18 protein-coding genes are annotated in these 12,034 nt (G+C 64.9%); 5 read left to right on the top strand and 13 right to left on the bottom strand.

The features are described 5' to 3' along the window. A partial coding sequence (locus KBZ33_RS19985) for a hypothetical protein (RefSeq protein ID WP_254955181.1) occupies nt 1-380 on the top strand: 380 nt, incomplete at its 5' end. Nucleotides 381-390: 10 nt separating this feature from the next. Here the strand turns inward: KBZ33_RS19985 and KBZ33_RS19980 are convergent. The 5 genes from KBZ33_RS19980 to KBZ33_RS19960 form a co-directional block, all read right to left on the bottom strand. Further along, complete coding sequence (locus KBZ33_RS19980) at nt 391-1,485, bottom strand: glutaredoxin family protein (RefSeq protein WP_255011937.1); 1,095 nt, start codon at nt 1,483-1,485, stop codon at nt 391-393. A 72-nt stretch (nt 1,486-1,557) separates the two neighbouring features. Beyond that, nucleotides 1,558-1,995 carry a hypothetical protein gene (locus tag KBZ33_RS19975; protein ID WP_254955183.1) on the bottom strand — a complete coding sequence of 146 codons (438 nt, stop codon included), beginning with the start codon at nt 1,993-1,995 and terminating at the stop codon, nt 1,558-1,560. A gap of 164 nt (nt 1,996-2,159) precedes the next feature. After that, nucleotides 2,160-2,663: a rhodanese-like domain-containing protein gene (locus tag KBZ33_RS19970; protein WP_254955184.1), complete on the bottom strand. Its 504-nt coding sequence runs from the start codon at nt 2,661-2,663 to the stop codon at nt 2,160-2,162. Nucleotides 2,664-2,719: 56 nt separating this feature from the next. Next, a complete protein-coding gene (gene cydB / locus KBZ33_RS19965) occupies nt 2,720-3,721 on the bottom strand; it encodes a cytochrome d ubiquinol oxidase subunit II (RefSeq protein WP_254955185.1) in 1,002 nt (333 codons plus the stop codon). Nucleotides 3,722-3,723: 2 nt separating this feature from the next. Then, complete coding sequence (locus KBZ33_RS19960; RefSeq protein ID WP_254955186.1) at nt 3,724-5,136, bottom strand: cytochrome ubiquinol oxidase subunit I; 1,413 nt, start codon at nt 5,134-5,136, stop codon at nt 3,724-3,726. 136 nt (nt 5,137-5,272) lie between these two features. On the opposite strand from KBZ33_RS19960, the gene KBZ33_RS19955 reads away from it, so the two are divergent. Both KBZ33_RS19955 and KBZ33_RS19950 read left to right on the top strand, forming a co-directional pair. After that, nucleotides 5,273-5,440 (top strand): hypothetical protein, encoded by a 168-nt coding sequence (locus tag KBZ33_RS19955; protein WP_254955187.1) that lies wholly within the window; start codon nt 5,273-5,275, stop codon nt 5,438-5,440. 99 nt (nt 5,441-5,539) lie between these two features. Then, nucleotides 5,540-5,755, top strand: a complete 216-nt coding sequence (locus KBZ33_RS19950) for a hypothetical protein (protein WP_396108896.1) — start codon at nt 5,540-5,542, stop codon at nt 5,753-5,755. Nucleotides 5,756-5,861: 106 nt separating this feature from the next. Here the strand turns inward: KBZ33_RS19950 and KBZ33_RS19945 are convergent, their stop codons facing one another. The 5 genes from KBZ33_RS19945 to KBZ33_RS21715 all read right to left on the bottom strand — a co-directional run bounded on the left by KBZ33_RS19945 (nt 5,862) and on the right by KBZ33_RS21715 (nt 8,925). Then, nucleotides 5,862-6,308, bottom strand: a complete 447-nt coding sequence (locus tag KBZ33_RS19945; RefSeq protein WP_254955188.1) for a hypothetical protein — start codon at nt 6,306-6,308, stop codon at nt 5,862-5,864. Continuing rightward, complete coding sequence (locus KBZ33_RS19940) at nt 6,305-7,186, bottom strand: sulfite exporter TauE/SafE family protein (protein ID WP_255011936.1); 882 nt, start codon at nt 7,184-7,186, stop codon at nt 6,305-6,307. The genes KBZ33_RS19945 and KBZ33_RS19940 overlap by 4 nt, the downstream gene beginning before the upstream one ends. Beyond that, nucleotides 7,183-7,737, bottom strand: a complete 555-nt coding sequence (locus tag KBZ33_RS19935) for a rhodanese-like domain-containing protein (protein WP_254955190.1) — start codon at nt 7,735-7,737, stop codon at nt 7,183-7,185. Before KBZ33_RS19935 ends, KBZ33_RS19940 begins: the two co-directional genes overlap by 4 nt. Before the next feature lie 62 nt (nt 7,738-7,799). Further along, entirely contained in the window at nt 7,800-8,318 is a 519-nt protein-coding gene (locus KBZ33_RS21720) for a rhodanese-like domain-containing protein (protein ID WP_315859245.1), read from the bottom strand. After that, nucleotides 8,296-8,925, bottom strand: a complete 630-nt coding sequence (locus KBZ33_RS21715) for an MBL fold metallo-hydrolase (RefSeq protein ID WP_315859244.1) — start codon at nt 8,923-8,925, stop codon at nt 8,296-8,298. The genes KBZ33_RS21720 and KBZ33_RS21715 overlap by 23 nt, the downstream gene beginning before the upstream one ends. Nucleotides 8,926-9,064: 139 nt before the next feature. Here KBZ33_RS21715 and KBZ33_RS19925 point away from each other — a divergent pair, with 139 nt between their 5' ends. Beyond that, nucleotides 9,065-9,412 carry a helix-turn-helix transcriptional regulator gene (locus tag KBZ33_RS19925; RefSeq protein WP_254955191.1) on the top strand — a complete coding sequence of 116 codons (348 nt, stop codon included), beginning with the start codon at nt 9,065-9,067 and terminating at the stop codon, nt 9,410-9,412. Here the strand turns inward: KBZ33_RS19925 and KBZ33_RS19920 are convergent, their stop codons facing one another. Together KBZ33_RS19920 and KBZ33_RS19915 are read right to left on the bottom strand one after the other, a co-directional pair. Beyond that, nucleotides 9,413-9,631: a metallophosphoesterase gene (locus KBZ33_RS19920; RefSeq protein ID WP_254955192.1), complete on the bottom strand. Its 219-nt coding sequence runs from the start codon at nt 9,629-9,631 to the stop codon at nt 9,413-9,415. A gap of 41 nt (nt 9,632-9,672) precedes the next feature. Further along, entirely contained in the window at nt 9,673-10,182 is a 510-nt protein-coding gene (locus KBZ33_RS19915) for a hypothetical protein (protein ID WP_254955193.1), read from the bottom strand. Nucleotides 10,183-10,450: 268 nt separating this feature from the next. Here KBZ33_RS19915 and KBZ33_RS19910 point away from each other — a divergent pair, with 268 nt between their 5' ends. Beyond that, nucleotides 10,451-11,344, top strand: coding sequence for a DUF89 domain-containing protein (locus tag KBZ33_RS19910; protein ID WP_254955194.1), 894 nt, complete (start codon nt 10,451-10,453; stop codon nt 11,342-11,344). On the opposite strand, the gene KBZ33_RS19905 is transcribed toward KBZ33_RS19910, so the two are convergent. Further along, nucleotides 11,289-12,034 (bottom strand): FAD/NAD(P)-binding oxidoreductase (locus KBZ33_RS19905; protein WP_254955195.1); only part of this gene is annotated, 746 nt, incomplete at its 5' end. The genes KBZ33_RS19910 and KBZ33_RS19905 overlap by 56 nt on opposite strands.

Below are 12,034 nucleotides of genomic sequence, written 5' to 3'. Positions count from 1 at the left end.
GAGCCTTCTCTGCTGCCTTGGCTGCCCCTGTCACACCCAACCTGATCGGTACATGGACGGTTGAAGGGAAGGGGGCCGTGCTCTGCAAAGTCGAAGCATCGAGATGCAAGACCCATCATCATGGTGAGTTCAGTGATCTGAATGCCGTTGCTCAAATCACCAAGCAACAGGGTCGGGTTTTCCACGGAGTCTTCAAATCCAAGTACGCAACGGAGAAGTTTGTCGGCACGCTCGGCCATGACAATGCCACCATGTACATGGTCGATGAGGACGGATTTACGGATGGCAAGATCATCAGTCCCAATCAGATTCAGGTTGTTTATCGTCACACCTCTGATCTCGATTCCGTCGTCGACATTGGTACCTGGACCCGCCGCTGATTGAGCCTGTTCAGAACAGCCAGCCGGGCCGAAGCACCAGAAGCAGGCCCAGGGCCACCATCACGACACCACTGATGAGCTTCAGCCACCGGCCCGTGCCTTCGGTGAGTTTGTTGCTGCTCAGCGCCAGCACGGCGAACCCCACCATCAGGGCGTCGTCAGCGATGTAGCCCACGATGTATAGGCCCAGGTAGCCGTAATGGGCCGCCGCAGCAAGGTTCTGTTGACTGAGCACGGCTGTGTAGACCGCCGGCAGCCCCGCGGTGCAGAGCAGCTCCACCGCATTCACCACCACCGCCAGACCTGCCACCGCGGCCAGTGCTGCCGGCAGGGACTGACTCTGCATGACCCCGCGCATGCGCGCATAGAGACCCGGCTTGGCACTGGCGGGGATCGAGAGGGTGAAGCCCGGACCCTTGCGCCAGAACTCGCTCAGATTCACCACCCCCAGCACCAGGGCCAGGGATCCAAGCAGGAGCCGCAGCCAGGCGGTGAAGCCCAGCAGCAGGAAGACGTTCAGCCAGGCCGCCATGAAGGCGTAGTAGACGGCCCCGCTGACGACCACAAAGGTGCCGGCCACCAGGGCCATGCGCCTACGGTCCCTCCAGTGCACCAACAGCGAGAGCAGAAACAGCAGCACCCACATCGCGCAGGGGTTGAAGCCATCCAGCAGCCCCATGGCCAGGGTGAAGATCGGCAGGCCGAGCGCCGTGGCGCTGATGCTGCCAAAGCGGCCAAGGTTCACGTTGCCGGAGGCACGCTCCCGTCGATCGATCAAGTCGAGCAGTTCCCTGCCTCGGCCATCGGCGTCATCGAAACCCACCAGCACCTGGCCTTCCAGGACGAACGTGGGCACCCCAGGGGCACCGATACCGGCCTGTCGGGAGTAGCGCAACAGGTCGTCGATCGCGGCGGGATCGGATTCGAGCGGCCGCAGACGCACCTGAATCTCCGGGCGTCGCTTCTGCAGCTCGGGGAGGAAGGCCTTGGCGGCGGCGCAGTGGGGGCAGCCCTCGCGCACGAACACCTGAAGTTCCGCTCCCCCCACGCCGGGCTGGGCAGGGGCCAGCGAAGGGGTGAGCGCCAGCAGCAGGCCGAGCACCATTCCAAGCATTGGCGTCAGCAGCCAGCCTTTCCGAGGACTGCGCATCGTTTTCTCGTCAAGGTGATGGAGTTCTCATGGGGTCTGCCGCCACCAGCGCCAGGCCTCAACGTTGATCAGAAGCCCGAAGACCGTGAGGGCCACCATCAGCACGATCTGATCGAGGCGGGCATCGGGCACCAGGATGTCGGCGATGAGATGGGGGACGTTGGTGACTGAATAGACGACGCTGAACCAGAAGTGGATTCGCCGCCAGGGCCGCCAGCGCGTGGCCGGACCGACCGTGGTGGCGGCGTAGGCGATCAGCACAATCGCAATCAGCGGCAGCAGAAAGTAGCCGAGCATCGCCCCGAACAGCAGGGGTAGGGCCCCCTCCTGCACATGGCTGTGGATCTCCGGCGACTGACCATGGAACAGGGGCATCAGGCCCAGGTCCACGTGGAAGAGCATCGCCAGCAGCCAGGCGATCCAGAGCGTGATCAGCCGCAGGGCCTGGTTGATCGACGGGTTCATCTGCCTGGAGGCTTGTTCCTTCAGTGTGCGAAGCAAGCCCGCCTGGGCCTTGCGATCTTGGTGGTTCTTTGCGGATGGCTCGAGGCGTTGCAGCCAGGCCGGCGCGGCGTGAGTGCCGCCGAAGTCGCCGGCCACCATCAGCACCCCGCCAACGTTCGCCAGGCCTACGCGCTTTCTGTGGTCACCACGGGCTCACCGGCCGCCTTCCAGCCTTCGATGCTGGGTGCAAAGCCCTTCACCTGGTGGCGGCCCTCCAGCTGCAGCGCCATCACTCCCATGGCAGAGCGAAAGCCGCTGGAGCAATAGAGCACCACCTCTCGCTCTGGGGAAATCTCAGCCACGTGGTGGCTGAGATCGTTCAACGGTCTGTTGATGGCTCCGGCAATGTGTCCCGCCCGGTACTCAGCAGGGGTCCGCACGTCAATCAGTGACACGTTGCCGCTGGCGAGCAGGCGCTTCAGCGCAGATACCGATCGAATCGCGTGAAAATCACCCGGCAGGTTGGAGAGGTACTGCTCCACTGCGGCGTCAATGGCAGCTTCTTCGCCTGCAGCAACCGTGGCACCCGGAGGGGCGATCGTGGTAGCCGCAGCGGCACCCTGAGGCGCTGAGATCAGCAGGCAGAGGGCAAGGGCGAACCCCAGCAGGAGCGAGCGAAGGCGACACATATGGGGTTTCGATACATTCTAGGGGGATTGATCGTGCTGGTGGCCAGCGGTTTTCCCTATTCGGCACTCACCTTGCCTCGGAAGGCGATGTAGTTGTAGATGTTGTAGAAGAGCATGATGGGAATCAGCACGCCGATGAAAGTGAGCATGAATACCATCGAACTCACCGACGACGACGCCTGAAAGATCGTGACCGACGGCGGAATCACCGCCGGAAACACCATCACCCCCAGGCCAGCGAAGCTGAGGATGAACAGCAGTACGGTGTACACGAAGGGCCATACCTCCTGCTGCATCGCCAGGCTGCGGAACAGCTGAACGATCAGGGCGACACCCAGCAGCGGCAATACAACAAAGAAGGGCAGGAAGGCGGGATCAAACAGGCGCTGCCGCAGCGTTTCCGACGCGAACGGTGCCGTGAAGGTGATCAGCAGGGCCCCTCCCAGGGTGGTGGCAGCCGCCAGGCGGGCGGTGCGCACGTGCAACCGCTGCAGCTCACCACTGGTTTTGAGGATCAAGTAGGTGGAGCCGATCAGCACGTAGCCCTGGATGAGCGTGAGAGCCACCACCAGGCTGCTGGGGTTCACCCAGATCCAGGGGGAGCCGATGAAGTGGCCTGCGGCATCGGTGGGGATGCCCGAGAGCACCGTGCCCAGACAGATGCCCTGGGAACCAGCGGCCAGCACGCTGCCAATACCGAACATCAGGTTCCAGGGCCGCTTGTTGGTGGCGTTCTCGCGAAACTCGAAGGCGACGGCCCGCAGGATCAGCCCCAGGATCATCAGGTAGATGGGGCCGTAAAAGGCCTTGAGGATGGTGCCATAGGCCAGGGGAAAGGCTCCGAACAGGGCGCCGCCCATCAGGACGAGCCAGGTTTCGTTGGCATCCCACACATTGCCGAGGCTCGTCATCAGGATCGTGCGCTGGGATTCGCTGGGGGAGGTGAGCGAGAGGATGCCCACCCCCAGATCAAAACCATCGAGGATCACATAGAGCAGCAGGAACAGGGCCAGGATCACAAACCAGACCGTGGGCATGAACCATTCGAGGAACTCCATGGTCAGGCGCTCGCCGATGGGTCGGAAAGAATCACGGCGGTGGCAAGGCCAGGGGGCGGCTCAAGGGTGAGATTCGGTCCCTTGGCGATGATCCGGGAGCCGAAATACAGCGCGAAGACCAGCAACACCGTGTAAATCACAGCGAACACACTCAAGCTGGTGAGGACCTCGCCCACCGGGAGAACCGAGGCGGCATCGGCGGTCCGCAGCTGGCCGTAAACCGTCCAGGGCTGGCGGCCCACGCAACGCACCACCCACCCGGATTCAATCGCCAGGTAGCCGGCTGGAGCCGAAAGGATCCAGGCCCAGCTGAACCAGGGCCACTGGGCGAAGCTGGCGGCGCTGAGGCCGCCTCGCCACCAGAGCAGCAGGCTGAGGGCCATCAGGGCCGCCGCAGCCAGGCCGATCGCCACCATCACCCGGAAGGCATAGAAGAGCAGACCCACCATGTGGGGCCGCTGGTCGGCGGGCCAGCTGTTGAGCCCACGCAGGGGTTGGCTGAGCTGCGGCCGCGTCTCCAGGATCCAGCTGAAGGCGCCAGGCACCGACAGACTCCAGCGGTTGCTGCCGCTGGCCTCATCGGGGGAAGCCAGCACGGTCCAGGCCGGGGAGCTGCCGGCGGCCTGGTCGTCCCAGAGGGCCTCGATCGCTGCCAGCTTGGTGGGCTGATGCTCGGCCACCTGCACGGCGCTTTCGTGGCCTGCCAGGATCTGTAGCGGCGCCACCGCCAGCAGGATTATCAGCGCCAGCTTGAAGGAGAACAGGAAGAACTCCGGTGCCTTCTGGCGCATCAGCGACCAGGCACTGATCGCTGCCACCACCAGCATGGAGGTTTCCACTGTGGCCAGGGCCATGTGAATCACGCTCCTCACCATGAAGGGGTTGTTGATGGCGGCGAAGTAGTTCTGCACGTGGAAATGACCATCGGAAAAAGTGCCGCCCGAGGGAGTCTGCAGCCAGGAGTTGGCGCTGAGGATCCAGAACACTGAGAGGTTGGCGCCGAAGGCCACCATCACGGTGGAGAGGAAGTGGATCACCGGCGGCACCTTCTGCCAGCCGAACAACATGATCCCGAGGAATCCGGCTTCGAGCATGAAGGCCATCGCCCCCTCGAAGCCCAGCACCGACCCGAAAAAATCGCCGGCGAACTCCGACAGTGGCGCCCAGTTGGTGCCGAACTGGAACTCCATCGGCAGACCTGAGGCCACACCGATGCCGAAATTGAGTACGTAGAGCTTCGCCCAGAAGCGGGCCTGCCGGTAGTAAAGGGGGTTGCGTGTGCGCAGCCAGATGGCTTCCAGCACCACCAGATAGATCGCCAGGCCGGTGGAGAGCACGGGCCAGAGCATGTGAAAGATCGCCGTCAGAGCGAACTGCAGCCGTGACAGGGTCACGACATCGAGAGTGGCAAGCATCAGCAGGCAGCGCGTGAGGGAGAGCCGAGACCTGGCCGGGCAGGGAAATGGACGACGGCCATGGGCGGGGTGGACAGGAGGAAGGACCTGAATCTCGCTATGATGTTATCGACATAAAAGCTAATACAACATGAATATGACGATCTGTTTCGAGCGGCTTGGACGTCGCTGGCGCCAGGGGCTAACCAGCCTCTTGGCTGTCCTGTTGGCTTCCCTGGTGCTGGTCGCCCCGGCAGCGGCAGTCGACAGCTGGCCACTGAGCGATGAGGCCGGCCACCGCTTCCAGGCCTCAGTCTTCGAGTAACCCTTTCCCGAGTACAACAGCGGCTGGCGCCTGCGCCTCAACGCACTCGGGGCCGGCATCGAGCTGAACCACGCCGACGCTCTGCAGGTCAGCGACACCATGGGTCAGCGCTGGACCCTGGTGAACAGGAGCGAGGAAATCGTGCCTCCCGACGGCACGCCCATTCCCGCTGGTTCGGCCCAGTTCGACCTCGACGCCCTTACCCCTCGCCCCAGCGACGCACTTCCCCTACAGCTCACGCTGACCAGCAGCGCCGGACCGCTGCGCATCGATCTCAACCCCGAGCAAACCCTGACCATGCACGATCTGGCCTGAACCGAACTCTCCGGGGAATCGCCCCAGGAACGTTGAGCGGCTTGATCAGCGGCCCTGTTCGCCGTTCGTGCCGCGGATCGACCAGATCGAAGGTTTGCTCAAGGATTCAGCCCAGGGAGGTGAGGTCGATGCGCTTGCGCACCCCATCGGGCAGGTTGCGGGAGATGGGGCAGAGCTTCATGCGCTCCTGCATGTAGGCGATGGCGTCAGCATCGGCAAGGCCCCGTTCCTGCTCGGAGGCGGCGGCATCCAGGCGGATGCGGAAGTCACCCTCCACGCTGGCCACGATCCAATCGCTGCTGGTGGTGACGACGAAATCGGCCTCCACCTGTTGCAGCGGAATGGCCTTCTCCCTGGCATTGGCCACCAGGTAGAAGTGCTGGCAGAGCAGCAGCGAGATCAGGTAGATCCGGAACCCCGGCATGGTGAGGCTGAGCTGCTGGGGTTGCCAGGCGCCGGAATCGGTGAGGAACTCCACCACTAGGCCAGCGGTGGCGCGATCCGGAGCGGTGTGGCTGCTGCGCAGTCTGAACTGGAAGGAGCGTTCACTCATGGTGCGATTGAAACGGCTGAGGAAGCGGAGACGGGAGAGGCTGGCCAGGAGGGAGACCGCACGTTCTGGCGGCTGGCGGCAGCTGTGGAAACGGCAGGCGGGTGGTCGTGGCGTCGCCAGGCCTCAAATCCGGTGAGCAGCGCCGAGCCGATCAACAGGGCCGAGAAACCCTGCCGCAGCCGCACCTCTGGCAGGTGAGGCGCAAGACGCTGGCCGACCACCGCCCCCAGGAAGCCACCACCCACCAGAGGAAACAGGAGCGGCAGCTGGGCCGTGGGCCAGTGGCCCAGGGCGGCAAGGGCCACCAGGGAATTCGTGGTGATCAGCAGCAGGCTGGTGCCGCTGGCGAGCGGCATCGGCAGGCCCGCCAGAAGAACGAGGGCCGGCACGATCGCAAAACCGCCGCCCACCCCAGCGACACCGGTGAGCAGGCCCACCAGCACGCCCTGGCTGGCCAGCGCCACGGGGGAGCCTGCTGGGCGTCCGTCGTTGGGGGGATGCTCCAGTGCAACGCGGCGATTGAGCAGCCAGGACGCAAGCAAAGCCGCTGCCGTGAAGATTCCCAGCTGCACCGCCTCCGGGATCAGACCGGCCTTCACCAGGGAGCCGCCGATCCAGCTGCCGGCGAGTGCCGGCAACCCCAGCACCAGGGCGGGGCGGAGCGCGACCTGGCGGCGGCGGATGTAGGGACCCACATTGCCGAGGGCCAGCAGGCTGACCACCAGCAGCGAGAGCGGCACGGCGGCCTTGGTGGGCAGGGCCGCACCGCTCACCAGCAGGGGCAAAAGCAGGATCGAGCCACCTGCCCCGAGCACGGCGAGCAGAAATCCGATCAAGGCGCCGCCCGCCAGGAGCAGCGCCATGGTTGCCGTGATCATGTCCGTTGTGATCCCATCGCCACCTTGTTCCAGGGCATGGCGGCGAGCAGGCGGGCCATGCCGCAGAAGCCGCTGATGCCCGCGAAGGTGAGGCCGGCGCCCACGAAGCCACTCAGCCAGATCCAGCCCGGGGCCACCGTCTGGCTCAGGATCACCCCCAGTAGCACCAGGCTGCCGGCCGCGATCTGCACCTGGCGCATCAGGGGAAGGGGTGCCCCCTTGAGCTTGCGCACGTCAAAACCGGCCTGCTGCCAGGCGGGCACGCCGCCCAGCAGGTCGGCCACCGGGTGGGGGTGGCCCTGCCGGAGGAGTTGATTCAAGGCCTTGGCACTGCGATTACCGCTCTGGCAGACCAGCACCAGTGGCCCGCTCGGCAGGTCGGCCTGGGTGATGCGCGAAAGGGGAACGTTGAGGCTGCCGCTGATGTGGCCGGAGGCGTATTCCATCGGTTCGCGCACATCGATCACGGTGACGCCTTGGGCCGCCAGCTGGTCGGCCAGGTCGTGGGCGCTGATGCGGGTGGCGCCTGGTGTCGCGGAGGTGGTTGTCATGGTTGGGGGAGTGAAGATCTGAGGAAGGGATGGCACGGGCTAGACGATCGGAACTGGAAGCTTCAGGCCTGGTTGGCACCATCGAGTGGGTAGCCCTCAGCAGCCCAGCGGCTCAGGCCGCCGCGGAGGTTGGCCACCTGGGAACGGCCAGCCTTGAGCAGCTGCTGGGTGGCCAGGGCCGAACGGCTGCCCGAATGGCAGACCACCACCAACGGCCGATCGGCGGGGATCTCGCTGGAGCGGCTCTCGAGCTCCGGCAGGGGGATCAACAGGCTGCCGGCCACCCGGCCATCGGGTCCGTTGAATTCCTCGGTGGAGCGCACGTCGAGCACGGTGAGATCGCTCTGATGGGCGACCACCCAGGCCGGGGTGAGTTCAGGCAGGCCGGCATAGCTGCGGGCGAGGGGCGCCCAGGCGGGCGCGGTGGCCGCCTCGCGGGGCTTGCCGGAGCGCATGTTGCCGGGCAGGGCCTCGGCGATCTTGTGGGGATGGGGGAGCTTCATGTTCTCCATGTGACCCACGAAATCCCGCTCGCTGGCGTCGCCGCCCAGGCGGGCGTTAAAGGCCTTCTCCTCGGCCACGGAGGTGACGCCCCGTCCTGTGTAGTCGTGGCCGGGATAGAGCAGGCAGCGCTCGGGCAGGCAGGGAGAGGATCTGCCCGGTGATCGAGTTCCAGAGGGTGTGGGCATTGCCCTGCTGGAAGTCACAGCGGCCGCACCCGCGAACCAGCAGGGCATCGCCCGTGAAGGCCATGCTGTGGTCGTCGAGCACGAAGGTGATGCAGCCGTCGGTGTGGCCCGGGGTGGCACGCACCTCCAGAGTGCGGCCGCCGAAGTCGATGCGATCCCCATGGGCAAGGGGAAGGGTGACGTTCTCGGCGCGGGCAGCTGCCGCCAGGCCGATGGCACAGCCGGTGGCCTCGTGCATCAGCCAGCTCCCCGTCACATGGTCAGCATGGGCGTGGGTGTCGATCGAGGCCACCAGATCGATGCCCAGCTCCCGGATCAGGGAGAGGTCGCGGCCGTGCTGCTCGAAGACCGAATCGATGATCACCCCCTTGCGGCTCGGCACATCGGCCAGCAGGTAGGTGAAGGTGCCGGTGTCGGCGTCGAACAGCTGGCGGAAGAGCAGGGAGCCACCGCCGGCGGCGGCCGAGAGGGACAAGGCGGGAGCGGGAGCGACGGCCATGGGTGATCGATCACTAACTGCTATGAGCATAGCCGCATTATGCGCGTTAAGACCATGTGTGCTGTCCGGGCCGCTGGTCGCCAACGGCCCACGCCCTTAACGCGTGCTGCATAATGCGTTTATCGACATAAGCCCGTTCATGCGCCGGACCCTACCCCAGTCCCTGCCAAGTCCCCAGCTGCTCGATGAGCTCAGCAGCTTCTTCCGCCTGTTGAGCGAGTCGGCCCGACTTCAGTTGCTCTGCCAGCTCAAGCACGGCGGGCCCATGGATGTGGCCTCCCTGATCGAGGCCACCGGCTTCAGCCAGTCCCACATCAGCCGCCAATTGGGTCAGCTGCAGCGCGCCGGGCTGGTGAACTGTGACCGGGATGGCACACGGCTGATCTATGCGGTGGCCGACCCCCTGGTGGAGGACCTCTGCAACCTGGTGCAACGTCGGCTCAAGCAGCGGTTGGAGCAGCAGCTCAGCCAACTGCAGGCGGTGTGATCACCGCTGCTTGAAAGCCAGCCCCAACGCACGCACCAGCGGCTTGAACGTCTTGCGGAAGCGGCTGTCGTAGAGGTCGCCTGCGATCAGCACCGCATCGACGGCCTGCTCCCGGGTCAGGTCGGCGATCCGCGCGATCGACGCTTCCTGCTCCTCCAGCAGCGAGGCCCCGTGGAAACGGCGGCCAAGGTGCCAGTCGGAGGTGTGCAGCAGGCGCATCGGAACAACGTACCGAGGCCTGCGGTGCACCCAGGCGGTCGTCAGTTCATGCAGGCGTCCGTCAGCGAGTGGAGGGTCTGGACCTGGCCAGGGGAGAGGGCAAAGCTCAGATCTCCGGCGGAACTCGGCACCGTGATCTTCAGGGGCAGGCCGTCGGCAGGGGTCGGATCGAGGCAGCCGGCGTCGAACTGGGAGGACGTGGCCGGGATCGCGCCACCGGCAGAGGCCGTGAGCTCAGCGCTGCGGTTGGCGAGACTCCAGTCCTGATCCTTGCCATCACTGAGCCGCAGGGGTCGGGCGTGGTCCAGGGTCAGCTTGGGAGATTCTGCGTTCAGTCGTAGGCGCAGACCCTTGGCCGCGTTGATGTCTGACGATTCGTAGATCATGCCGCCGAGGCGGTGCCCAGCGCCGTCATCAAGATTCCAGTTGCCATCGGTATCAGCGGCTGAGGCGGCCGCTGGCGAGAGGAGCGAAGCCAGGACGAACAGCCCGACCGCCACGATCCCGGCACGGCTGATGCCGACAAGGCGGCGCCAGGGTGTCTTCACCATGGAGGCGAATAAAGCAAGAATTCTTTTCATTGTTCTGAGGTGCTCTGCGGGGACATTGTCAACCTAATCGGATCGCTCAATGCGACGCAGACGGATATCCAAAGCTTGCGCAGGTGCACACCTTCATTAGCGTGGGGAGCAAAACCCCATGGTTCGCCTGGCGTGCCACTCTTCCAGGGAACCGCTGCCAGAGAGTCTCGACCTGCTCCGGTCGTCCTGATGCTGCAGATTGAGATCATCCTGCAGCACGATTGCATCGTTCGTCGCCATGAACACATCGCTGGATTGCATTCCTTGCCTGCTGCGTCAGTCACTGGAGGCGGCCCGACTGGTGACGACTGATGCATCGATCCACGAGCGCCTGCTCAGGGGGGCGCTGCATTGGGCCGAAGGCATGGACCTAACAGCATCACCTCCTGCCATGGCGCAGTGCCTGCACCGGCGTCTTCGGGAGATGACGGGCGTGGTCGACCCCTACCGCGAGACAAAGGTCTGGCAGAACAGCGTCGTGATGGACATGCTCCCGTTGCTTGAGGCTGAGGTGAAGGCGTCCGGCGACCCCCTCCTGATGGCCACCCGACTGGCGATCGCCGGCAATGCCATCGATATGGGCAGCAACGGCCAGCTCACGGAGCAGGATGTGCGGCTGGCTCTGAAGAGGGCTCTGGAGGATCCCTTCCATGGCGATGTGGAACCGTTCCGCGCGGCCGTGGTCAAGGCTGAAACGATCCTCTATTTGGCCGATAACGCGGGTGAAATCGCTCTTGATCGCCTACTCATTGACCAGCTGCTACCCAGGACGATCACCCTGGTTGTACGGGGATCACCGATCCTCAATGATGCCACTCAGGAGGATGCCAAGTGGGTGGGGCTTGATCAGATCGTGCAGGTCATTGACAACGGCTCGGATGCCCCGGGAACCATCCTGCAGGACTGCAGCCAGGAGCTGCGCGATCGCTTTGCTGCCGCCGACCTGATCATCGCCAAGGGGCAGGGAAATTATGAATCCCTGAGTGAGGAGCCAGGCCCGATCTTTTTTCTTTTCAAGGCGAAATGTCGCGTGATCGCAGCCCTTGTCGGACAGCCCATCGGCACCCAGATGCTGCTCAAGTCTCACGGCGCGCCAGCCCTAGGGCCCGCACCAGGGGCCCGAACGGCTTGAGGAAGCGGCTTTCGTGTAGGCGCCCCTTGAGCACCCGGTGCCAGTACACCCAGGGGAACACGCGTGTCTCCACTAGGAACATGCTCCAGCGCTCCTTGGTGGGATCCACCAGGAACGAGCTCACCGGCTGCAAGCTGTAGTCAAATTCCGCCATCACCACGTCGTGGAAGCTGGTGATCAGGGGGCAGGCGGTGTAGCCGTCGTAGTGGGCCAGCAGCGGCCGACCATCGATGTGGGCCAGCAGGTTGGCCACCAGCACCGGCGCCTGGCCGCGCACCGCCGCCAGGCTCTTGGCGGTGGGCAGGGAACTCACATCCCCGAGGGCGAACACATCGCCGTAACGCTTGTGCTGGCAGGTGAATCGATCGACCTCCACCCAGCCCCCCGGCCCGGCGATCGCCAGGGGGCTGCTGGCGATCACATCCGGGGCCGCCATCGGCGGCACCACGTGCAACAGGTCGTAGGGGATCTCCTCCCGCCGGGGCTCCCCGCCCTCGCCCCTGACCTCGAAGACGGCCACCCGCTCCTCGGCGCGCACCTCGATCAGGTTGTGGAGCAGGCGGGTCTCGATCCCCCGGCGCGCCACGACACGCTCGACGCTGGCGTTGTAGGCCTCCACCGGATACAGCTGCGGCTGGGCGCTGCAGAAGATCACATGCGTGTTCACGCCCACCCCGCTGCTGGCCTGGA

The sequence above is a fragment of the Cyanobium sp. Cruz-8D1 genome, assembly GCF_024345975.1.
Lineage (GTDB): Bacteria > Cyanobacteriota > Cyanobacteriia > PCC-6307 > Cyanobiaceae > Cyanobium.
The sequence above is the reverse complement of the archived record's forward strand: the minus strand, read 5'-3'. Positions and strand labels throughout refer to the sequence as shown.